Here is a 22,456-nt window from a genome sequence, read left to right as displayed (position 1 = left end):
TGAGTTCCCTTAGTGGCCGTGCTCGGCTTCGCCCTTGGCCAGTTCGGCTTTGAGCAGGAAGGCATTGGCGCCTACGAGGCGCTCACTACCTGTCAGGCCGTTAAGGATTTCGATTCGATTACCTGCACGACGACCAGCGAGTACCGGCGTAGCCTGGAAACCACCCTGGACGGCAACGAAGACAACACTTCTGCCATCAACGCTTTGGACCGCATCCGCCGGCACACTCATACCTTCAGCGGCACTATCGGCGATGATGACGGCCGAAACGGGGGAGCCGGCCGGTGGCAACTTCTCCGAAATTGGTTTGGCGCGAATGGTCGCGGTGCCTCCCTGCTGCATCACATTCGCAGCGGCGGCAATCACCTCAGCTTCGAAGCTTCCGCCCGGGCCAGTCACTTCCAGCTTCATTCCGGGCACCGCGAGAGTGGCCAGTGCTGGCGGTGCAGTGAATACGAGTTCATTCATGTCCGGATTGGAAACCTCCGCAACAAGCGTTCCAGCTGAGACGACACCACCGGGCGTCACTTGGACGTTGCCAACCACGCCAGCGACAGGACTGGAGATTGTCACCCGGCCGGAACTGTCCGGAGATCCACTGGCCGCTACCTGTGCACGTGCAGCACTAGCGGCGGCATCAGCGGCCAAAGAGCGCGCGCGCGAGGCCTCCAGCTCCTGGCGAGCCACTACGCCCTGCTCGACAAGAGACTTGTCGCGGCCGTAGGCCAGGCGAATGGCTTCGGCCTCCGCCGCAGCGGCAGTGGCGGCGGCTTTGAAGGTCGCAGCTTCTCCACTGACAATGATCACCAGGGGCTGGTTGCTCTTGACGGCTGTACCCGGCGCAACAAGCACGCGCTCAACGCGGCCGGTGACCGTTGAGGCGATGGCAGCACGCCCCCCGATGGCCGGCTCGACGCGACCTGCAAGGCGGGTCGATGCGCCACCGCCGCGGCCGACAGCCACCACGCCGATGCCAGATGCCTTGATCTGGTCAGGCGTCAGCTTGACTACACCTTCCTCGGACTCCTCTTCGCCATGTTCGCCATCACCATCACCTTCACTGTGCGCCTCGGCGGAGCCCGGCTTTGCGTCAGCTGCGTGATCGTCGTGACCATCATCCTTTCCAGCCGGCTTTTCTGCCTCCGTACCGGTGGATTTGGCATCCTCCTGCGCCCCGCCACTGCATGAGGTCAGCGCGCCGGTCATCATCAAGGTAGCCAGCAGCGTCGCTCCGATGAGCGTCTTGTTTCCGTACTTGTTCATTTTGCCTCCACAAACGGTGCGCGCCCTTCAAGGCGGGCGAGGTCGATTTCTGCTGCCACCCGGCTAAGACGGGCATCCACAGCACTGCCACGCGCAGCGATCAGGGTTGATCGCGTGCTGCGCAGCTCCAATTGCGATATACGACCTGCCTCAAATCCGATGCGGGCCAGCCGATAGGCTTCATCTGCGGCCTGTACGCTTTCATCCGCTGCTCGTGCGCGGCTGTTGGATGCCTTGAGACTCGCTACCGCTCCCAAACGGGCCGCCTCACTGTCACGCCTCTGAGCCTCCAGAACCGCTTCGGCAGCACGTTGTTCCGCATAGGCCGCCTGGATCGCACCGCGGTTACGATCGAATAGGGGGATCGAAAGGCTGATGCCCACGTTGTAAGCTTGGTCGCCCGCTTGGCGGAAGCGCGTCTGAGCCACGGATGCACTCAGTTGTGGCAACGCACGCTTGCGCTCAACATCGATAAGGCGGCCGGAGGCGTCCGCTTCGGCTTGGGCGATACGAACGGCAAGCGGGGCGGCCTCATTGTCAATTGGGTGAGAGGGCACTCGGTCAAGCAGGCTTTCGCCGATGTCGGTCAGCGGGCTGTCCACTAAGGACACCCCGGCTAGGCGAGCAAGCGCCGCATCCCGGTAGGCCTCGGCCTCATCTAGGCTGGCCTTTGCATTGGCGACCTCGCTCCGTGCCTGCACACCGCGCAGGTTGGGCTCACGTCCCTCGCTGACCATCGCAGCTACCGCCTTGGCGTCCTGTTCAATCAAGGCCAATGCCTCGCTGGCCAACTCATATCGGCGCAGCGCAGCCTCTGCTTCGGCGTATGTCGCAGCCAGGCGACCCGCTGCGTCACTGCGCATCAGATCACCCCGCAAGCCTGCAGCCCCAGCCTCCGCACGCGCGGCGCGCACTCGGGCCCCTCGTTGACCCCAAATCTCCAGCGGCTGGGAGAGGGTGACAATGCTGTCAGCGTTTGAGAAACCTTTGTAGGGACCAGTGCCGTAGGCGTTCTCCGCTTCGATGGAGACCGTCGGATTGGGCAGTGCCCGAGCCTGTTGTACCCGCGCCTCGGCTGCCTCAGCCAGCGCGACGCCTTGGACCGTCGCAGGCATCTGGTTCAAGCGAGAAAGCAACGATTCGTAAGATGGTGCAGTTTGAGCAGCTACATGCCCGGTTGGCACCAACGCCAGCAGAACAGCGACAGCCAACCCGGTCGCTGAAAGCGACCGACCCGTCAAAATCGACATAAAAACTCCCGTAAATTATCTGAGCGAACTACCCGCAAATGCGGGGCAGAGCCAGATCAGATACGGGGGGGGCGCATGGGTCCGTCGAGTCGGAGGGCGTAGACGTCCCCGTGCTCGGTACTGTGCAGCGAAATCCGGCCATCGGCGAACAGATCGTCGTGACCGGCAGCTGGGAGGCTTGCCGTTGAATGGTGGCAATGCCCATGGCCACAGGCATCGGCACTGGACGAATCCTTGCTCTTGCTCGACTCGGAGTCTGAATCACTTTGCAAGGCGTGCACATCGCCCACGCTGACCGTCGCTTCTTGCGCGCACGCCAATGCCTCGGCCACAGGCACGACCACGAACGCCGCCAAAAGCAGCAGCATCAGGTATATACGAATAGCAGGCAGAGAGCGACGCATTGGGAAAGGTTAGCAACCTCTTTTGGACGGATACAATTACATAAAAACACTACGGTGGCTGTGCTTGAACGCACCCTAGCCCCGTTCAGGTCGGGACCCAGGGAATCAACCCACAAGGATAACGGCCCATGTGAGGGCGACATTGCAAAGAGCCACGAACACCGCAGCCGACCCCATGTCCTTCGCACGACCAGCCAGCTCATGGATTTCTGGGCCATACCGTTCGATCACTGCCTCGATAGCGGAGTTCAGCAGCTCGAATGCCAAAACGAACAGTACGCTCCCCATGAGAAGCACTCGCTCTACCCCTGAGTTGCCGAAAAAGATAGCTGTAGGTAATGCCACCGCGGCCATAACAACTTCCAACCGAAACGACGATTCATGCAGCCAAGCTGATCTCAGCCCCTGGAGAGACCAGCGAAGCGCCTCAAAGACGCGCGCAATGCTCCGCGGACGATGACCGTACATATCTGCCACTTCGATGTTTCCTTCTTTTGGGCCCAAGAGACGCTCACGGGTCTTCCAACAGCGATACTCGCCGTGGTCGGCTATAGGCTGTGACCGGCGTTGCTGGTACAGCCTGAGAACAGATTTAGGCTCTCGTCTAGCACCGTCGTCCTAACCTGCATCAGGCCAAGCACAGAATGGAAGAGGTTGTCGTGGCTGGACGGCTGCTTTGATCGGTCCCGGACACATTGAAGGTCCAGGTTGTTGCTGCTCTTCATACCATCAGACATCCACATCACCATCGGCACCTTGATCTGAGTATCAGGGGCGATAGCGTAGGGGAGCCCGTGAAGATAGACGTTCGCCTCCCCTAATGACTCGCCGTGGTCGGAGACATAGATCAGCCCGGTATCGTGACTCTTGTCCTGTTCAAGCATGCGAATTGTCTTTGCAAGGAAGTCATCTGTCGCAAGGACCGCGTTGTCATACGCATTGACGATTTCACCGCGTGTGCACTTGCCCAAGTCTGCGTTTCGGCAGTCGGGAGTAAATTTCGTCAGATCTTCCGGGTATCGCTTGAAGTAGCTGGGTCCGTGGTTCCCCAGCTGATGTAGAACGACAACGACATCACCAGGGTTGTCCTCGATCGAGTCATGCAGACCTTGCAGCATAATCTCGTCACGGCATGCTTGGTCGTCGCACAGAACATCCTTGACCGGCACGCGATAGGATTCAAATGCCAGATCAGAGCAGACGCCCTTGCATCCAGTCTGGTTGTCACGCCATAGGGTCCTGACCCCGGCACGCTCCAAAACATGCAGAAGCGACTCCGAACCTTTGATCTTGTCTCGATCGTAGTCTCGCCTCCCGTACGCAGAGAACATACAGGGCACCGACACTTCGGTGTTTGACCCGCAGGCGGTCACGTCTGAGAAATTGACGACGTCCAACGCTGCCAACTGTGGCGTTGTCTGTCTGCCGTATCCATTCAAACCCCAGTTCTGCGCACGAACCGTCTCACCTACAACGATGACCAAGAAGTGGGGCTTCGCGCCTGGCGGATGAGGCGTCATCATGGCATCGGGGCCAACCACTTGGATCGGACCGCGCTCCGCACGGGTGTCTTCTCGCACAACCTTCGCAATGGAAGCGATGTAGTTTCCAGGGTTTGCAAGGTATCTGACTTGCTTGTGATTGCGTATGAGTGATGAGAGGTCGTCGAATGACGCAATTGCCGCGCCAACGATTACAACAACCGCCATGCCAAGTAGAAGCACTCTTGCAAGTATCGCCCGCGTCACATTGGAAGAACGTTGGAGCCTTACCATGCATACCGCGATAGCTGGCACGACGCCTTTAATTAGTACCGCAAGAAAGAAGCCCCAGGTCAGCAACTCTCCGGCTTCAGCGCCGTCGGTCTTCAGCACATTTCGTACCATGCTGGCGTCGAAGTAGACGCTGTAATTGTCTGAATAGTAGGCAGCAGTAGCGGACACGACGAGAAGCAATGCAAGAACCGGCTTCACCGTCCATCGAACGCATAGCAATCCGAGAATGAGCACATTCAAGGCAGTGAGGATCGCTCCCGTAGAGATAACAAGTAGCGCACGAGCTGCTCCGTCCGCACCACTCTTCGCAATTACTTCTGCGAAGAACGCGCTGTTGAGAAAGAACGTGAAGTACATCGCCACGATGATAATCAACGTGTTGACGCCCAGCTGCGGGCCGCAGATGGGCTTGCCAAGACGGCCCAGTGGATCTGAGCCTAGGCCCCCGCGCGAACTGCCTCGGTTGAATTCTGTTTTCACGTAATGCATTGGTGATTCCTTTTTATTGACCACCGCGCGCGCCCCTAGCGCACACGGCCGCCATTGCGCGTTCCTAGATGGAAAGCCATCCACACATATGCAACGCCTGACACCAGCGAAGGGGCCAGGACCGCGGTCCGCAGGTTTTGGGTCAGTGACAGCAGTGCAGCCGAGATCCACATGAAGAGACGCTTGTCTGGGTGCAGCTCCGCTCCCCGACGCGGGAACAGCGAGCTTCCGGTTGCCACCATTTGGGTGGCAACCAAGGCAAATCTCGGTTCGTCGACAGGCCCAAAATCGCGCACACCAAGAGATGCGCCGATGGCAAGCACGGAGGTTGCCATCAGTAGTGCCGCTCGATCGCGTGCAGTTCGGAGATTGGTAGATGTTGAGAAGGGCATTCAGGTCGCCTTCTTCAAGGCGGCGCAGTACTGGCCGGCGACTGCACGTGCAGCCACGCGTCGGCCGAGCGCACGGAGCGCCCAGCAACAAGATGTGTTCATGGAAAGACCTACACAAAGGTGATCGCAGAAGGACTGACAGGCGCGTTGCGCCTGTTATGCGATCAAAGCCTGGGAGGTCTAATCAGCGTGTCCGGGATGTGGGACGTCATGGGCTGTTCGTAGAACGTGTGCCCGCCTTCATTTCTTGCGGCTTCGGCACTGGTGAAACCGTTGGACGCCACAAAAGTGCTGCTGTGGTGGCAGTGACCGTGACCACAAGCGGCATGCGCCTTATCGGGGTGGCCATCGCCTGGCCCTGCCACTTCCTGGTGTGACTGCTCCTCAGAGAAGCAGACCGAAGCATCAACGACAGGCACGATGATCATCACTGCGAGCAGCAGTGCCAGAGCGTAGCGCTTGGCATGGATGACAATGGAAGGCACGTGTGGCTAGGACTGATACATTTGAGGCCGGAAAGATACCTTGGGTCCCGCTCATCAGCAAGCTGACGCTTATTCATCAATCTCGCGGGCTCGAGTGGCCTCTGCGAGTCAGGTGGCCAGGCAAAAGCTGGCGCGGGAAATTGACGGAATCCGGCATCCGAAGAACAGAAAGTTAACGTTTTGCCTGAGCTTCCGCACGGTCACGCAGATTGAGCTGCGACGGATTAGGTCGGGGGCCAGCTGCGCCACGTGACAGTGCCGGGTTCAAGCGCAGCCGCCAGAGTCCGAGCTCAGTCGGCCAAGCCTGGTCATGCAGCCGTCTTGCGCGCGTCGGCACCTGCCCGGCGGGCATCACCTAAAATCTCGAAGGCTTCCTTGATCACATACAGGCCGATCAGGGCGCCGATCACGAAATCCGGGTACGGGCTGGCCAGCCACCACACCAACAGACCGGCCAGGATCACCCCAACATTGGCGACCACATCGGCCCGCGTGAACAGCCACGTCGCTCGCAGATGCACTTCGCCGGACTTTAGCGGTGCCAGCATGCGCAGCACCGCCATATTGACCGCCAGCGACAGCAGGGCGGTGCCAATCATCCAGCCGCTGACCGGCTCGGCGCCGTACATCACCCGGCGGCCCACCTCAACCAACACGCCCACACCCAGCACAAGCAGCACGCTGCCGCTGACCCAAGCGGCATTGGCCTTGAAGCGCGCCGTGCGCCCGATAGCGACCAGGCCAATGGCATAGGCGGTGGCATCGGACAGCATGTCCAGAGCGTCGGCCAGCAGGCCAGTGGAATGGGCAATCCAGCCGGCGATGCCGCCGATCACGGCCATCGCCGCGTTCAACGCTAGGGCGATCCAGAGGACGCGCCGCTCCTGCGCATTCTTGGCCTCGTGGTGGCAGCCGCAATCACTCATCGGAACATCTCCAGTCGCAGGGAAGCCGGGCCCGGGCGGGTCGCTGGCATGACACAGCAGGTGAGTGTAAAGTCCGTAGCTACTACGGAGTCAAGCGTACTACGAATGAAAATCAGTGAGGCTGCCGACGCCAGTGGATGCCACCTGGAGACGATCCGCTATTACGAGCGGATCGGCCTGTTGCCGCGCCCGGGGCGCTCGGGCAATGGCTACCGGGTCTATGGCCCGGCCGACATCGAGCGGCTGCGCTTCATTGCGCGCGGCCGGGACCTAGGCTTCAGCCTGGAGGAGGTCCGCAGCCTGCTGCAGCTGGCCGGCGATGAGGAGCTTTCGTGCGGGGACGTGGACCGGCTGGCACGCAGCCATCTGACCGACGTGCGGGCGCGCATGGCCGACCTGGAGCGCATGGCCACCGAGTTGGAACGGGTGATTGCCAGTTGCCACGGTGGGCAGCGGGCTGAATGCACCATCCTGTCGACCCTGCGGCAGCCGGTCGCTGTGGAGGCCACGCGTCAGTGACCGAACTGGACCGCTACCTCGATGCAGCCACGCGCCAGAACACGGTGCGCAGCTATGCGTCGGCGCTGCGGCACTTCGAGGTTGAATGGCAAGGCCACCTCCCAGCGACACCGGACAGCGTGGCGCGGTACCTGGCCGCGTATGCGCAGACCCTAGCCGCCAGCACGCTTCGCCACCGGCTGGCCGCCATTGCCTCTTGGCACCGCGACCACGGCTTTGTCGACCCGACCCGGTCGCCGCTGGTGCGCAAGGTGCTCAAAGGCATCCAGACCCTGCACCCGGGCCAGGTCAAGCAAGCCGCGCCGCTGCAGATTCGGCGGCTGGTCGAGCTCGATGACTGGTTGGCTGCCGCGATCGCGGCGGCGCATGCCCGGGGCGACGGAGCGGCGGCGCTGCGCCATCAACGCGACCGAGCGTTGGTGCTGCTCGGATTCTGGCGGGGCTTCCGTGGCGATGAACTGCTGCGTCTGGACGTGGCCCATCTCACGCTGGTGCCGGGACAGGGGATGACCTGTTTCCTGCCGCGCAGCAAGGGCGACCGCCAGGCCGCCGGCGTCACCTACAAGGTGCCGGCGTTGTCGCGGTTGTGCCCGGTGGAGGCGACCCAGGTGTGGCTGCAGGCGGCCGACCTGCACGAAGGGCCGGTGTTTCGGGCGGTTAACCAATGGGGCCAGGTGAGCGCCGAGGGCCTGCATCCCAACAGCTTGGTGCGCCTGCTACGCGAGTTGCTGACCAGTGCCGGCTTTGCCGATGCGGGGCTCCACAGCAGCCATTCGTTGCGCCGCGGCTTTGCCAGCTGGGCCAACGACCAAGGCTGGGACATGAAGGCGCTGATGGAGTACGTGGGCTGGCGCGATGTGCAGTCGGCCATGCGCTATCTGGACGGGCGTGACCCCTTTGCCCGTGACCGCATTGAAGCAAGCCTGCCCAGTCCAACCGCGCCGGTACCGGCGATGGCACTGCCGGCGCCCGAGGGCAAACCGGCCTTGCAGCTGCGCCTGCGCATGGTGCTGACCCCGTTTGCCCGCACGGGCCGCGGCGCGGCCAAGGCCCGAGGCCGGATCGAAGAGATCTGCTTGGCCCCGTTCCAGGCTGTGCGCCTGAACACTGCCAGCAGCGAGTACCAGTTGACTGTTCCCACCGATCCCGACCGGGATCTGGATGAAATCCTGGCCACGTTGCTCGATGACATGCACCGCATGGCCGATACGCACCAGTGTTTCCTGGAAGCGTCTCTCAATACAGACGACGGCCGGCACTGGGATTGATCCCCTCATAACCTCCGGATCCAATGGCTACCCTTCACGAGACCGCCTACCCGCGACTGAAGCCTGATCCCACCGCCAAGGAACTGGAGGAGATCTATACCCCCACCGCCGCTGAGATTGCATTCGCCAAGCAGCTGACCACCCAGCCGGGACCGCAGCTGGCGGTACTGATTCATCTCAAGCTCTTCCAGCGCCTGGGTTACTTCACGGTGTTAGCCGAAGTGCCCGAGCGGATCCGGAAGCACATCGCCAAGGCCGCCCGACTCGGGCGCGTATTGGACACCGACCAGCTCGAACGTTACGACGCTTCCGGTAGCCAGCGCCGCCATATGCCGCAGCTTCGGCAGTTCATCGGGGTACATCCCCTGGACAAATCAGGCTTGGCCTGGCTGGACACGGTGGCCACCGGAGCAGCCCAGACCAAGCACACCATCCCGGACATCGTGAACGTCCTGCTCGAAGAGCTGGTGCACCACCGCTACGAACTGCCAGGCTTCCGCACCCTGGAGCTGGCCGCCATCGGCGCACGTGAGCGGGTCAATCTGGGCTACTACCGCAGCATCAGTCACGCGCTGACGCCTGCCACGCGCACGCTCATTGACGAATTGCTGCGCGCACCGGAAGGCTCCAGATTTACTGGCTGGCAATCGCTCAAGCGCGAGCCTGGCCGACCGACCAACAAGGAGGTCCGGTTCTATCTGCAGCACATCCGCATGCTGCAGCAGTTGGCCGAGCAGCTGCCTCCCATCGATGTGCCGGTGCCCAAGCTCAAGCAATTCCGTGCAATGGCTCGCGCCTATGACGCCAGCGAGTTAGCCGAACTGGCTCCGGACAAGCGCTATGCGTTGGCCACCATCTTCATTCGCGCCCAGCATGCCAAGACGCTGGATGACGCAGCCGAGCTGTTCATCAAGCAGGTGCGCGGGCTGGAGAACACGGCCCAGCAAAAGCTGCTGGCCTACCAGCTCGAACATGCCAAGCGGGCCGACTTCCTGATCGGCCAGCTCAAGGAAATCCTGCAGGCCTATCAGCTCGACGGCAGCGATAGTCAGCGCGTGGATGCCATCGATAACAGTCTGGAAGCGGAAGTGTCGACCTTGTTGGCCGAATGCGAAGAACATATGGCATACGCAGGAAAGAACTATCTGCCTTTTATGCTGCAACCCTACGGCGCGGTCAGGCCGCTGCTGTTCAATGGGCTGGAGCTGATGAACTTGCGGGCAACCAGCCACGATGCCGGCATGGAGCCGTTGATTGCAGCGGTGCTGTCGCTGCGCAACCAACGCCGTGAGCTGATCGAGGTCGCATCCCTCGGCCTGGACCCGGAAAAGGACTTCGATTGGATGTCCAAGCTCTGGCGTCAGCACGTGTTTGGCAAGCGGGCCAGCGCGGCAGGCGCCGGCTGGATGCACCGTAAGTACTTCGAGCTGGCCGTGCTGGTGCAGGTCAAGGACGAACTGAAGTCGGGAGATCTCTTCATCCCGAGCAGCGAACGATTTGACGACTACCGCGAGCAGCTGGTCGATGAAGCCACCTTGGCCCAGGAACTGGAAGCCTATGGCCAGGTGTCAGGCTTGCCCACCGACGCTGCGACTTTCGTGGCCGGGTTGCGCGCACAACTGACCGACTTGGCCGACGAAGTTGACGAGCGTTTCCCCGAGAATGTTCATGCGGACATTCTGGAAGGACGCCTGGTACTGCGGAAGGGGCAACGCGCCGAGGTCTCAAGCGCCATTGCCACCGTGGACCGCCTCATCGCCGAACGGCTCCCGGAGTCCAGCATCGTCGATGTCCTGATCGACGCCAGCCAATGGCTGGATCTGCACCGATTCTTCCGTCCGATCGCCGGCACCGAGAGCCAGGTTGAAGATCTCCCTCGACGGGTGATCACCACGCTGTTTTGCTATGGCTGCAACTTGGGTCCGACGCAGACGGCGCGGTCGATCAAGGGCTTCAGCCGTCGCCAGGTCGCTTGGCTCAACCTCAAATACGTGACCGAAGATGTCCTTGAGAAGGCCATCGTGGAGGTCATCAATACCTACAACAAATTTGACCTGCCGGGCTATTGGGGCAGCGGCAAGAGCGCGTCAGCAGATGGCACCAAGTGGAGCGTGTACGAGGACAACCTGCTGTCGGAGTACCACATCCGCTACGGCGGCTACGGCGGCTACGGCGGCATCGGCTACTACCATGTGTCCGACAAATACGTGGCGCTGTTCAGCCACTTCATTCCCTGTGGCGTGCACGAGGGCATCTACATCCTCGATGGCCTGCTGGCCAACACGTCCGACATCCAGCCCGAGATCGTCCATGGCGACACGCAGGCCCAAAGCTATCCGGTCTTCGGTTTGGCCCACATGCTGGGCATCCAGCTGATGCCCAGGATACGAAACATCAAGGATCTCACATTCTTCCGGCCTGAACCTGGCAGGACCTATAAGAACATCCAGGCACTGTTCGGAGACAGCATCGACTGGCAACTGATCGCCACCCATCTCCACGACATGCTGCGGGTAGTGATCTCGATCCGATTGGGGAAGATCACCGCGTCCTCGATCCTGCGCCGGCTGGGCACCTACAGCCGGAAGAACAAGCTGTACTTCGCCTTCCGGGAACTTGGCAAGGCCGTCCGAACGCTGTTCTTGCTGCGCTACATCGATGACAACGAGATTCGGAAAACGATCCATGCTGCGACCAACAAGAGCGAGGAGTACAACGGCTTCGTAAAATGGGTGTTCTTTGGCAGCCAGGGGATCATTGCTGAGAACGTCCAACACGAGCAGCGCAAGATCATCAAGTACAGCCAGCTGGTCGCTAACATGATCATCCTCCACAACGTAGAAGGCATGAGCCGGACCTTGGCTGAGATGCGGAAGGAGGGAGTTGAACTGACGCCCGAGATCCTGGCCGGACTGTCGCCGTTTCGGACCAGCCACATCAACCGCTTCGGCGACTACCATCTCGACCTTGATAGGGAAGTGGCGCCGCTGAGCTATACAGCGAAAGTCCTTGAACAGGCCCCATAGACGGGGAGATGCGCTATCGGGACAAGGCAATTATCATTGCGTTTCAATCGCTTAGGTGGTTTTTGGCCCTGTACGTAACGATTCCCTGCCGACCCTCAAAATAGGAATGTTCTGAACAGTCCGCCCCGGACCCTGAACCCCCGGTCCCAAGCGGACCGTTTTAGAGCATCCTGAAGCGCGCGATTTTGACGGCAGATCGCGGAGGTGTAAATTTATCGATTACTAGGAATCCATTAGATTGCATGGGTTTACGAGACCCATTGATGACAGAGTGGGAATGAGTTGAATCGAAAGCGCGTCGCAAGGCGCCCGTGTCTTGAGCGCTCGGGGTGCCAACGTCACTCCGGCCAATGCCTGGCCAGATCGAATGAGAGCTGCTGGTGGTGGCGTAGCGAGAGGAAGTACACGGTGCCTTCGATCAACGCATACAGCAGCAAATAATCCTTCATCAGATACTCGCGTACTTCAGCACCTGCTGCAGCGCGAGCCAGCTCTGCACTCAATCGTGCGGTTGCCTGTGCGGTTTCAACCGAGCGGGTAGGGTGGGCGAGGAAGGATCGGCCCATCTTTGGGAACCGTTCGAGGTTGGGCACCACCAAGTCGGTAAGTTCTTCGAGCAACGTGTCGAATGCAGCCGATGCATCGCGCTCGCGGAATTGGATCTGGACTTCATCCAGATTGCGTTCGAAGTTCGGCGTCAGCTTGACAGTGCACAACTCGGTCATGATACCTGCCGCCCCTCTAGCCGGTTTCTTCAGCACGACGACGTTTGCGCGCGTCGAGAGCGCTGCGCGCGTCGTTTACGTTGCCCGCAGCCACATCGGCGAGCCCCTTCACGGCACCGTCGATCAGCAATAGATGGATACGCTCGCGCTCCAACTGGTGGTAGTAGTCCAGTCGTTGCGCATCGATGATCGCTACGTAGCTTTCGCCATTTTTGGTGACGATTTTTTCGGCGCCGGCCTTGACCTGATCGGCGAGGTCCGAAAGGTTGGCCCGTGCTTGCGATAGCGGGATAACGTCACGCGCTGAGACGGCCATGGCAACTCCAGGCTGAGGAATGATGTACGAAATAGTGTACAGAAAATGCGCTTCGCTGCGTCAACTCAATAGTTGACTGAATCCCTACTTACTAGTAGAGTGATGGCGTGAAGTCTGACCTCTCCCCCAAAGCCGCTGAAATCGTCGCCCATGCCCGGACGCTGCTGGAGGCCGGCGGCTACAACGGCTTCAGCTATGCCGATATCTCGGCCAGGGTGAACATCAGCAAGGCCAGCATCCATCACCATTTCCCCAGCAAGGCCGAGCTGGTTCGCACGGTGGTGGCGCTGTACCGCGCCGAGGCGCGGGCGGGCCTGGCCATGCTGGACCGGCAGCTGGGTGATCCGCTGAAAGAGCTCAATGCCTACGTCGACTACTGGTCCAGCTGTATCGCCGGTGGCACGGCCTCGTTCTGCATCTGCGCCATGCTGGCGGCGGAGTCGCCGATGATTCCGCCGGAAATCGCCGAAGAAGTGCGCGGACATTTCGAAGATCTCAGTGGCTGGCTGACCGCCACCTTGGAGAAGGGGGTAGCGCAGGGGCAGTTCCAACTGCAGGGCGCCCCGCCGGACGAGGCCAGGGCCTTCATGGCCTCCGTGCATGGGGCGATGCTCGCCGCGCGTGGGTTCGGCGACGCGCAGACGTTCGCCGCCCTGGCGCGGCTGTCGGTTGCGCGGGTGACTGCACAGCGTTGAACTATTTTTCGTAAGCCCGCCTTGTGCGGGCTTTTCCATGACCAGCACGTCTACCTACTAGTAGGTTTAATTGAGGATTGCTCCGATGACACACCCGCTCTCCGCACTCGGTGCACTGCATACCGCCATCAGCCTCATCCCGGTGCTCGCCGGCATCTACGGCTTCGTGCGCCATCGGAAAATCGACCTCGCCACCGGGGCCGGAAAGCTCTATCTGGTCGGCCTGGTGCTTGCCGTGGCGAGCTCTTTTACTGTCTCCAGCACCGGTGGCCTCAACCCTGGCCACGCCTTCGGTATCGTGGTGCTGCTGGTGGCGTTCGGCGGGGTGCTGGTGAACCGGATCGGCTTCCTTGGGCGACTGCGACCGTACCTGTCCGCGTTCGCGCTGTCCTTCAGTTTCCTGCTCGGGTTGGTGCCTGCCGTCAATGAATCGCTGACCCGACTGCCGGTGTCGCATCCGCTGGCCGCCGCACCGATGGCGCCGATAGTGCTGCAGACCCTGCTGGGTTGCTTTGTCGTGTTCCTCATCGGCATCGCCGCGCAGGGCTGGATGATCCATGCGCGCAACAGGCGCATGGAGTGACATGCACCCGGGGGGGCCGGCGCTACCAGACGGCTTCCAGCGTCCGGAACGGCTTGCTGATCAGAACCCCTTTCGCATCAAAGTCCTGCACATCCCGCCCATCCACCCGCACCAGGCTGGGCCGCGTGCGCGAAGGCCACCAGACCCGGACCGCAGCGTCCTTCCGCAGCCCCTTGCCCAACGTCACCTTGAGCGTGTTGCCACGCTGCACCGCATCCATCTGCAGCGTTCCGAACGCCGTTGGCAACCGCTCCACGGCCAACCCGTCGCCGGCCAGCCACGACGGCGGCGTACCCGGCAGCAGCGACAGCGCATCGTCGTCCTCGCGCATCAACATGCCGAACAACGTGCGCCCGTACTCGGCACCGATCCACGTGTGCGGCATGTCGCCCAGGTAGCGCGGGAAGCGCAGCCGCGAGTGCACGACTTCCGCCAGCACCTGCCATTCCAGCGGCCGGCGGTCGCGCAGCAGGCCCTGCAGCAGTTCGTCTGCGGCTTCGGGCTGGTCCAGGTGCACGTAGCTGAGCACGTTGCGGATTTCATACGGGGTGTAGGCATACAACGCGCCGGGTTGGTTGCGCTTGCGCACGTCTTCCAGATAGCGCGCGAAGGTGGTGCGCAGGGCCTGTTCGGGCAGCACGTCCTGCGCGCCGGTGGGGTCCAGCGCGATCGAAACGCCGGTAGGGTCGCCATCGCCCAGGTCGGCGGAGGAGGGGATGAAGTCGATGCCCTTCCACGCCATGGTGGCGCGGATCGAAGCGGCCAGCGCGTCGTGCAGCAAGCGGTACTGTTCACGCGCCCACGCGGCGGTTTCGTGATCACCCAGCGACTCGGCCAGCCACGCGCCGTCATGCCAGCCCTTCAGGCCCCAGTAGTCGTCCCAGTAACTGTGGGTCGGCGAAGGGTAGCCTTCGTGACTGATCGACGGTGCCAGGATGCCGGCGAACCGCTCCGGCGAGGGCTGGCTGGCCATGTAGCCGGGCACCAGCGTTCGCTCGCGCAGCTCCTGCAGGAAGCGCAGGGCTGCTTTCACCTTCGGCAGGTAGGCGCGCACCGATTCCGGGCCACCGTCCAGCCGCGCGACATCGGCCACCAACGCAACGTACTGGCCCTGGCTGTCGTATTCGATGTCCGACCCGAAGCCGGTGTTGACGCTGCCGTCGTTGTTGAGGATCGGCGAAACCAGGCCGTTGGCGTGCACGCCGTGCTCGGTGTACCACGCCAGGTAATCGCGCGCGATCTTCGACTCGCCCATGCGCAGCAGCACTGCCGAGGTGGCCATGCCGTCGCGGATGAAGGAGCGGTTGTAGTTGCGCGGTCCAGGCTGCATCGCCGGGCCGGTCTGGTTGATCAGCATGTACGCCGCCTGCGCGCGCAGCATGTCCACCAGCGACGGATCCGGCAGGCGCAGTCCGACCTGGCCGAGGCGGGCCTGCCAGTCGTTCGCGGCGACCGTGGCCAGGCGCTCGAAGGTGGCGTCGGCGTCGCGGCCGGCGAGTTCAAGCGCGGGCGGTTCGGGCAGCACGCCCTGGGTGTCGGCTGCGGCGTTGCCCAGCGGGAAGGCCACCACGACCGACTGCGTGGCGCCCGGTGCGAGCTGGATGGGGTAATCCAGCGCAGCGGCAGCCAAGCCGTCCGGATCCTCCGCATGCTGCGCGGGTGGCAACGTGCCCTCTGCGACGGATGCGGTGATTTCCGTGCTGCCATCGGGACCGAACGGGGCCGCGCCTGCGCGGCCGACCGGCGTCAGCGAGTGCAGCAGCGTGCGGCCGTTGACGCGCACCGTGCCGGCGTCCACCGCGATGCGGCGGATTGGCGAAAGGCCACCGTTCTGCCAGGGCGGATTCATCTGCATGGGACGCACCACCAGCGCAAGGCTGCCGGCTATCGGTGCGCTGCCGGTATTGCGCAGGCGATGACGTACGAAGGTCACCGGTTGCCCGTCCATCTCCACCGCGAACGCTTCGCTTTTCAGCTCCAGCCCGGGGTGCGGCTGCCACGTGGCGGACGGCATCGGCTTCCAGCCATCGCGCAGTGCATGCTGCACGCGCTGGTCGGCCGCACCTGCCGCTGCGCCGTCGGCACCGCGCCAGATCGGCTGCACCAGCGGTGCGCCCTTGAATGCTTCGATGTTGCCGTGTTCGTCGAAGATCGACTTCTGCAGGCCACCGTGGACGCCCACGGCGGTCCAGTAGGTCTGCTGCATGTGCAGCGAGGCCGGGAACAGCGCCTCGTGCGCGCCGCTGGCAGCGATCTGGTAGCGCTTCATCGGCGTCATCACGGCAGCCGGTCCGAGCAGGCGCAGGCGCGCGATCTGCGGCGCGTCGCCGTCCACCTGCAGGCGCAGGGCGTGCGCGGTTACTGGCTGGGTGCCGGCGAGCCAGCTCTGCGCGTGGCTCCCTGCCTGGGGATCGGTGGCCAGGTCGCTCCAGCGACCGGTTGCATCATGCACCTGCAATCGCGCTGCACCGTGCGCGCCGGCCCAGTCCACCGCCAGGCCGGTGGTGGAAACGGCCCGGGGAAGCGCGATCTCAAGCGTGTGCCTGTTCTGCGTGTCCGCCGGCATCGCGACCTTGCTGCCGCCCTGCCAGAGCGCTGCCGCCTGGCGTTCATCGAGGCCGGCAATGCGCGGGCCGGTGCGCGCGTCCAGCGGCTCCAGCTCGAAGATGGAGACGCCCCAGTCCGAGGTGCGTTCGGGACTGGCCAGACGCAGGTAGCGGGCCGGGCGGGGCGCGAAGGGCAGGGTTTCGATACCGCCAAGCGAATCGCGCATAGTATAGGCGGTCTGCCAGTGCGCACCGTCCAGCGAGGTCTGCAGGCTGTAGCCTTCGGGGTTGGACACGTCCCAGGTGATGCGTGCACCGGACAACGTGGACGGTTTGCCCAGATCGATCTGGAACCAGTGCCCGGGGCTGAAGGCGCCACCGGTGACCGTCTTCGGATCGCCATCGATCAGGTGCGAAACGGCCATCGCGGGAACCTGCTGCGATGAGCTGCTGGCCTTCCATTCACTGCGGGGCGGCATGCTCTGGGCGAAACCGGTTGTGGCCAGTACCAGGCCAAGTGTGGTGGCCAGCACCGCGCGCCGTTCGGCAAAGGCGAACATCAATGAGCTCCCTCGTCTTCAGAACGCCCCAGCGTTGAGGCCGGTAGCAACGCTACCAAGGGTTGTAAGCGTTTACATGCGGCGCCGCAGTATTTCCCGGAGGGTCGGCAAAACCCTCCACCCAGTCGGGGTCGAGTCTGATGGCCGAGAACTGCGGTGGGGTACAGGATTGAGGCTTGGTCGGACGTTGATTTTGTGTAGGTTGTCACTTGACAACCTTTTCGGTGTTTCTACAATGGAGACACTTCGTGGCTCGACCCAAGCACCCGAAACGCGAGGTAGAGGCGGCGCTTACCCATGCGGAGTGGATGGGTTGGCGCGTTGCGGTCGGCGGAAGTCACGCTTGGGGCCGGATTTACTGCCCTTGCAACGATAGCGAATGTCGATGTGGTGAGTTCTGCATTGTCAGTGTCTGGAGTACACCCAGAAGCCCAGGCAACCATGCCGACGCACTGCGGCGAGTGGTGGACAACTGCGTCCGGCGCAGGTGAATGGCTTGAGGAGGCAAACCATGAAATACATATTCACGTTGAAGTATCAGCTGGCCAACGCAGAAGAAGACATGCACGAGGTCGTCGAGCGTCTGGGGGCAACCGGCTGCGACGATGCAGTGGTCGGCATTGGATTGCCCGGACGCCTGGCACTCGAGTTCACACGCGAAGCAGGCAGCGCGTCCGCAGCCGTGCGCAGCGCACTGGGCGATGTCCATCGTGCCGTGCCCGACGCAACCTTGATCGAGGTCAGCCCGGATCTGGTGGGTTTGACCGACATTGCCGCCCTGGTCGGTGTGTCGCGTCAGAACATGCGCAAGCTGATGCTGGCCCATCCCGGAACGTTTCCCGCGCCTGTACACGATGGCAGTATCTCAATCTGGCACCTTGCAGATGTTCTGGGCTGGCTCCAGGCCAAGGGCGGATATGCGCTGACCGCTGAACTGCTGGACGTTGCGGGCGCGGCACTCGAGGCGAACCTCGCCAAGGAGGCGCGCAGGCGCTCGCACTGCCGTCCACTGCAGACGTCCACAATGCCTGCTTGACGAATCGTCAAGCATCGCCTGGCCCGGGTTGACAGGATGCCCGTTCAAGCGCCGCAGGCCTTTCCCCACACTGGTTCCCGAGGTCGCGGCCACCTGGCTGCCGACACCGTCGCACCATTACCGGGGAAACCAGATGATCAGCATTCCTGTTTCAGATTCGTCGCATGACCGACTGTCCCGCGCCTCGCGCTGGCTGTGCAGCATCGGCTACGCCGTGCTTGCCGTGTTCTTCGCGTGGTCCGCGCTGAGCGGGCACCGTGAGGCCGAAGCCATCCTCAAGGACGCGGTGACCGTGCAGGCGCCGGTCCAGGTCGACCACATCGAGGAAAAGCGCCGCAGGGGGCGGGTGTCCTACCAGTACCACTTCCGTTACGACTTCGAGGCCAACGGCGTTACCCACACCGGTCACTTCGCCACCTCCGAGGACAATGCCGCGCCGTACCTGGAAGAAGCACCGCAGGTGACCGTGGCCTATTCGCGGGCCTATCCCGCCCGGTTCGAGCGGCTGGAGCGGTTGCAAGGCCAGAAGAGCCTGGGGTCGGTGCTGGGGCGGGTGGTGGTTGCGCTGGGGATGCTGGCGATCCTGGCGTTCGTGGTCCACCTGCTGCTGACCCGCAAGCTGTTCGTGCGGCAGACGCCTGCGGCGGCGGCGGGCTGAGCCGGGAGCCCACCGTGACCGATGCGTACATGGTTGACAGTCCAAGCGGTCACGGTAGGGTGTGCGGCTCCCTCCCTTTCTGGTCGTTTCCCATGCCTGCGCTGGACTTCGCGGACCTGCTGTCCCGGCACATGCGGCGGATCCGGGCCAGCGCTGGGGGAGTGGCCGCGGAGATCGGCATCAGCCGCGAGGCGGTCAACAACTGGCGCGCCGGCACCTCGCGCCCCAGCCGCCGCCATCGCGACCGCGTCCTGGCCTGCGCCAATTACCTGCGGCTGACCGAGGTTGAGTGCAACGCACTGCTGCAGTCGGCCGGGTTCGAGCCGGAGTTCCCGGTCGAGGCGCCGACGGGTGAGCCCGTTGCGGGGCAGGCAGCACCGCCGACGCTAATACCGCCCACGGTCACCCGTCTGTTCGACCGCCTGCAGGCGTCGCGCCCGTACCCGGTCAGCCTGCTGCTGACCCAGGCGCATTGGGGCCAGCCGCCGGAGCGCGCCGCGATCCTCGCCGAGGCCGATGCGCGCTATGGCAGTGGGCGCGTCCTGCACCTGCAGCCGCCGTTCCGTGCCGGCGCAGGCGATCAGGACTACTTCGCGCTGCTCGCGGCGCAATGCGGGCTTGAAGGGGTGTCGTCGGACGCGGGGTTCGAAATGGCGCTGGCGCGACTGCTGCAGCAGCCCGGGCCGTTGTTCTGCCTGGTCAGCCGCTTCGAACAGGGGGCGCCGGAACCGCGCGACGTGCTGGCCGGGATCCTGCGCAGCCTCAGCGAAATGTACAGCGGCAAGCTGCACCTGCTGATCTGTGGCGGCGCGGCGCTGGCCGACCTCAAATACCAGGGCGGCGACCTGTCGCTGCTCAACATCGCGGCCACCGAGAGCTGGCCGGAGCTGGACGTGGATGACCTGCGACGCGGTGCCGGTGCCGGTGCGCTGCCGGATGCCACGCTGGCGCGTGCGCTGCACCTGTCCGGTGGCCATCCGCTGCTGGCCCAGGCCGCGTTGTCGCTGCTGGCCGACGCCTGCCTGGATGACGAGGCGGTCACCGAAACGCTCTCCACCCATCCGCGGTTGTGGGAGGCGCTGGTACCGCTGCTGCGCAATGCGGCGGCCCGCACCGCCGTCGAAGACTGGCTGCTGCGACCGACCCTGGGACCGGCGCGTCCTTACCTGGCCGACCCGCTGCTGCGCCAGCTGTACTGGGCCAACCTGCTGACGGCGCGGCCGCAACCGCAGGGCGCCTGCCTGGAATGGCGCTGCGACGCGATCCGGCGTGCCGTGAAGCAGGTGATCGACAGCCTGCAGGCGCAGCCGGCATGATCGCGCTGACACGCGGTCGGCTCGGGCTTGGCCTGCCGCTGTTGCTGGTGGTCGGATTGACCTGGTTCGTGGGCAGCTACCTGTTCGTCCCGTGGCTCAATCCGGTGCAGCTGTGGCGCATGCAGCGCGACGGCGAAAGCATGATGCTCATGCAGCGCGCCAACATCGACATGATGTTCCTGCGCGAGGAAGCGCTGTCGTACTGGCTGCAGCATGAAACGTGGCCTCGGCAGGTCGATGTCCCCGGCGTGCACGATCCCGCCGAGACGCTGGTGGACGCCGAACTTCCGCGGCCGTGGGTGCTGCGGCTGCGCTTTACCGACCGTTTCCCGGCCGCCAGTGGTCTGCGTGGCGCGGTGATCGAGCAGACCCTGGAACCCCAGACCCAGTACTGGCGATGCCGCCCGGGTACGCCCGCGCCGCCTGCGCGCTGGCTGCCGGCCAACTGCCGCGCGGAGACGCCGTGGACGCTGGTGCAGTGGTTGTCGCTGCTGCTCGGTGGGGCGGTGCTGGGCGTCGCCGGGTTGGGGCTGCTCTGGTACTGGGTGCGGCCGGCGGTGGCCGGGATCGTGGCCGAGCCGGTCCTCCTGTTCTCGCAGCCGTTGCAGGCGCTGCCGGCGATCGACCGGCAGCTGGGGTGGCTGCGCCTGCGCGGCCGGGTGCTGGCAGGCGCCGGTATTGCCAGCGTGCGCTGGCGCGATGCGCTGCGCCAGGTGCAGGCCGGTCCGGCCACCCGCGCGCAGCAGCTGGCAACACGGATCGGCGCGGGCGATGCGCCGGCGCCCGGGTGGGCACTGGCCGGATTGGTGCGTGAGTGGACGTTGCCGGACACGCTTCCACTGGCACTGGAGCGGCTGTGGCTGTACCAGCCGGACCCGGCCCTGGGGGCGGACGCGATCGTGCAGGCGCTGCGTGGCATGCCAAACGGCCAGGACGTGGTCCTGGTGGTCAGCCCGTCGCTGGCCGTGGAAGCCGAGCTGGTGGCGTATGCCAACGATCCGGGCAACCTGTGCGTGTGCCTGGAGCAGGCCGCGCAGACCCGCTGGCTGCTGCAGCCGGGTGCGCTGGACGGCCTGGTCGACCTGCTCGCGCGGCAGCTGCGGGTCACCCGCATTTCGCCCTACCAGACCCACGGTGGCATCACCCGCCCGGGTGCGTTCTTCGGGCGCGAGTCGGTGCTGGCGCGGGTGCTCAACCGCGAGCCGGGCAACTACCTGCTGGTGGGCGGCCGCCAGCTCGGCAAGACCAGCCTGATGAAGGCCATCGAACGCCGTTTCGTGGGCCATCCCTGCGTGCACTGCGTGTACCTGTCGCTGCGCGACCACCGCCTGACGATGCGCCTGGCGCTGGAGCTGGGCATGGCCGAAGACACCGGCATCGACGCGCTGGTAGCCGGGCTGTCGGCGCGCGCGGCTGGACGCGGCCTGTTGCTGCTGATCGACGAAACCGACCTGTTCCTGCGTGTCGAGGCTGCCCAGGGCTATCCGCAACTGGGCGCGCTGCGTGCGTTGAGCGAGGAAGGGCGCTGCCACTTCATGCTGGCCGGGTTCTGGGACCTGTACGAAGCGGTCACCCTGGATTTCGCTTCGCCGCTGCGCAATTTTGGCGAGGTCATCCATGTGGGCAGCCTGGAAGAGGACGCCTGCCGGGCCCTGGCCACCGAACCGATGGCGCGCCTGGGCGTGCATTTCGCCAACCCCGACCTGCCGCGGCGGCTGGTGGCCGCGTGCGGGCGGCGCGCCAACCTGGTGGCCCTGGCCTGCCAGCACCTGCTCGGCCAGCTGGACCGCGGCCAGCGCGTGCTGGATGCGGCGCAGGTGCATGCCGCGCTGGTGAGCGAGCCGGTGCTCGACGCACTCGCCGGCTGGGCACGCCTCAGCCCCGACGCGGTCGCGTGCCGGATCGACCGCATCGTGGTCTACCAGGTCGCGGCGGCGCAGCTTGCCGGCAGCGGCGAACGCGGCATTGCCCTGGTCGACCTGCTGGCCACCTTCGACGCCGCCGGCGTGCGGGTCGACCCCGAACAGCTGCGGCAGTCACTGGCGCGTCTGCAACTGGCCTACGTGATCCGGCGCGAGGCCGACGGGCTGCCGTTCGTGTTCGCGGTGCCGGTGTTCGCAACCCAGTTCCAGCGCGACGAAGTGCTGGCATTGCTGCAGCGGGAACTGCAGGCAATGTGTGCCGATGATGCGTCTGTGTGACGCGTTTGGCTGGGAGGTCGGCC

The 22,456-nt window shown here is 63.8% G+C and carries 20 protein-coding genes; 10 read left to right on the top strand and 10 right to left on the bottom strand.

Annotation, left to right across the window (positions count from 1 at the left end; translation table 11 throughout):
* Positions 1 to 9: 9 nt before the first annotated feature.
* From ACIGII_RS17620 to ACIGII_RS17590, 7 genes are all read right to left on the bottom strand, one after another.
* Complete coding sequence (locus ACIGII_RS17620; protein WP_062171269.1) at positions 10 to 1,263, bottom strand: efflux RND transporter periplasmic adaptor subunit; 1,254 nt, start codon at positions 1,261 to 1,263, stop codon at positions 10 to 12.
* The gene (locus tag ACIGII_RS17615) at positions 1,260 to 2,513 is read right to left on the bottom strand and encodes a TolC family protein (RefSeq protein WP_062167469.1); all 1,254 of its coding nucleotides are present in this window, start codon (positions 2,511 to 2,513) and stop codon (positions 1,260 to 1,262) included. The genes ACIGII_RS17620 and ACIGII_RS17615 overlap by 4 nt, the downstream gene beginning before the upstream one ends.
* Positions 2,514 to 2,569: 56 nt before the next feature.
* Positions 2,570 to 2,881, bottom strand: a complete 312-nt coding sequence (locus ACIGII_RS17610; RefSeq protein ID WP_126941536.1) for a hypothetical protein — start codon at positions 2,879 to 2,881, stop codon at positions 2,570 to 2,572.
* A gap of 141 nt (positions 2,882 to 3,022) precedes the next feature.
* Entirely contained in the window at positions 3,023 to 3,394 is a 372-nt protein-coding gene (locus ACIGII_RS17605; protein WP_027080084.1) for a diacylglycerol kinase, read from the bottom strand.
* A 71-nt stretch (positions 3,395 to 3,465) separates the two neighbouring features.
* On the bottom strand, positions 3,466 to 5,181 hold the full coding sequence (locus tag ACIGII_RS17600; RefSeq protein ID WP_055765228.1) for a phosphoethanolamine transferase: 1,716 nt from the start codon (positions 5,179 to 5,181) through the stop codon (positions 3,466 to 3,468).
* Between the two features lie 556 nt (positions 5,182 to 5,737).
* On the bottom strand, positions 5,738 to 6,058 hold the full coding sequence (locus ACIGII_RS17595) for a hypothetical protein (RefSeq protein ID WP_062167471.1): 321 nt from the start codon (positions 6,056 to 6,058) through the stop codon (positions 5,738 to 5,740).
* 308 nt (positions 6,059 to 6,366) lie between these two features.
* Positions 6,367 to 6,984: a cation transporter gene (locus tag ACIGII_RS17590; RefSeq protein WP_014159605.1), complete on the bottom strand. Its 618-nt coding sequence runs from the start codon at positions 6,982 to 6,984 to the stop codon at positions 6,367 to 6,369.
* A gap of 105 nt (positions 6,985 to 7,089) precedes the next feature.
* Here ACIGII_RS17590 and ACIGII_RS17585 point away from each other — a divergent pair, with 105 nt between their 5' ends.
* The 3 genes from ACIGII_RS17585 to ACIGII_RS17575 are packed head-to-tail and all read left to right on the top strand — an operon-like array spanning position 7,090 to position 11,797.
* The gene (locus ACIGII_RS17585) at positions 7,090 to 7,503 is read left to right on the top strand and encodes a helix-turn-helix domain-containing protein (RefSeq protein ID WP_014159604.1); all 414 of its coding nucleotides are present in this window, start codon (positions 7,090 to 7,092) and stop codon (positions 7,501 to 7,503) included.
* Positions 7,500 to 8,771, top strand: coding sequence for a site-specific integrase (locus ACIGII_RS17580; protein ID WP_017355000.1), 1,272 nt, complete (start codon positions 7,500 to 7,502; stop codon positions 8,769 to 8,771). Before ACIGII_RS17585 ends, ACIGII_RS17580 begins: the two co-directional genes overlap by 4 nt.
* A gap of 23 nt (positions 8,772 to 8,794) precedes the next feature.
* On the top strand, positions 8,795 to 11,797 hold the full coding sequence (locus ACIGII_RS17575) for a Tn3 family transposase (protein WP_399640530.1): 3,003 nt from the start codon (positions 8,795 to 8,797) through the stop codon (positions 11,795 to 11,797).
* 338 nt (positions 11,798 to 12,135) lie between these two features.
* Here the strand turns inward: ACIGII_RS17575 and ACIGII_RS17570 are convergent, their stop codons facing one another.
* Together ACIGII_RS17570 and ACIGII_RS17565 are read right to left on the bottom strand one after the other, a co-directional pair.
* Positions 12,136 to 12,522: a type II toxin-antitoxin system RelE/ParE family toxin gene (locus tag ACIGII_RS17570; protein WP_399640533.1), complete on the bottom strand. Its 387-nt coding sequence runs from the start codon at positions 12,520 to 12,522 to the stop codon at positions 12,136 to 12,138.
* A 16-nt stretch (positions 12,523 to 12,538) separates the two neighbouring features.
* Positions 12,539 to 12,838, bottom strand: a complete 300-nt coding sequence (locus tag ACIGII_RS17565) for a type II toxin-antitoxin system Phd/YefM family antitoxin (RefSeq protein WP_399640536.1) — start codon at positions 12,836 to 12,838, stop codon at positions 12,539 to 12,541.
* A gap of 107 nt (positions 12,839 to 12,945) precedes the next feature.
* Here ACIGII_RS17565 and ACIGII_RS17560 point away from each other — a divergent pair, with 107 nt between their 5' ends.
* Complete coding sequence (locus tag ACIGII_RS17560) at positions 12,946 to 13,533, top strand: TetR/AcrR family transcriptional regulator (RefSeq protein WP_399640539.1); 588 nt, start codon at positions 12,946 to 12,948, stop codon at positions 13,531 to 13,533.
* An 85-nt stretch (positions 13,534 to 13,618) separates the two neighbouring features.
* Entirely contained in the window at positions 13,619 to 14,116 is a 498-nt protein-coding gene (locus tag ACIGII_RS17555; RefSeq protein ID WP_399640542.1) for a hypothetical protein, read from the top strand.
* A 22-nt stretch (positions 14,117 to 14,138) separates the two neighbouring features.
* Here the strand turns inward: ACIGII_RS17555 and ACIGII_RS17550 are convergent, their stop codons facing one another.
* Positions 14,139 to 17,141: a discoidin domain-containing protein gene (locus tag ACIGII_RS17550; RefSeq protein ID WP_399640631.1), complete on the bottom strand. Its 3,003-nt coding sequence runs from the start codon at positions 17,139 to 17,141 to the stop codon at positions 14,139 to 14,141.
* Positions 17,142 to 17,470: 329 nt separating this feature from the next.
* Here ACIGII_RS17550 and ACIGII_RS17545 point away from each other — a divergent pair, with 329 nt between their 5' ends.
* The 5 genes from ACIGII_RS17545 to ACIGII_RS17525 all read left to right on the top strand — a co-directional run bounded on the left by ACIGII_RS17545 (position 17,471) and on the right by ACIGII_RS17525 (position 22,433).
* Entirely contained in the window at positions 17,471 to 17,713 is a 243-nt protein-coding gene (locus ACIGII_RS17545; protein WP_399640544.1) for a hypothetical protein, read from the top strand.
* 20 nt (positions 17,714 to 17,733) lie between these two features.
* Positions 17,734 to 18,258, top strand: a complete 525-nt coding sequence (locus tag ACIGII_RS17540) for a helix-turn-helix transcriptional regulator (protein ID WP_399640546.1) — start codon at positions 17,734 to 17,736, stop codon at positions 18,256 to 18,258.
* Between the two features lie 133 nt (positions 18,259 to 18,391).
* A complete protein-coding gene (locus ACIGII_RS17535; RefSeq protein ID WP_399640549.1) occupies positions 18,392 to 18,916 on the top strand; it encodes a hypothetical protein in 525 nt (174 codons plus the stop codon).
* Positions 18,917 to 19,008: 92 nt separating this feature from the next.
* Complete coding sequence (locus ACIGII_RS17530; protein WP_399640551.1) at positions 19,009 to 20,232, top strand: hypothetical protein; 1,224 nt, start codon at positions 19,009 to 19,011, stop codon at positions 20,230 to 20,232.
* A complete protein-coding gene (locus tag ACIGII_RS17525; RefSeq protein WP_399640553.1) occupies positions 20,229 to 22,433 on the top strand; it encodes a hypothetical protein in 2,205 nt (734 codons plus the stop codon). The genes ACIGII_RS17530 and ACIGII_RS17525 overlap by 4 nt, the downstream gene beginning before the upstream one ends.
* Positions 22,434 to 22,456: the final 23 nt, after the last annotated feature.

This window comes from Stenotrophomonas sp. NPDC077420, assembly GCF_044543385.1.
In the GTDB taxonomy this organism is placed as follows: Bacteria; Pseudomonadota; Gammaproteobacteria; order Xanthomonadales; family Xanthomonadaceae; genus Stenotrophomonas.
This window is presented reverse-complemented; position numbering and strand designations above follow the sequence as displayed.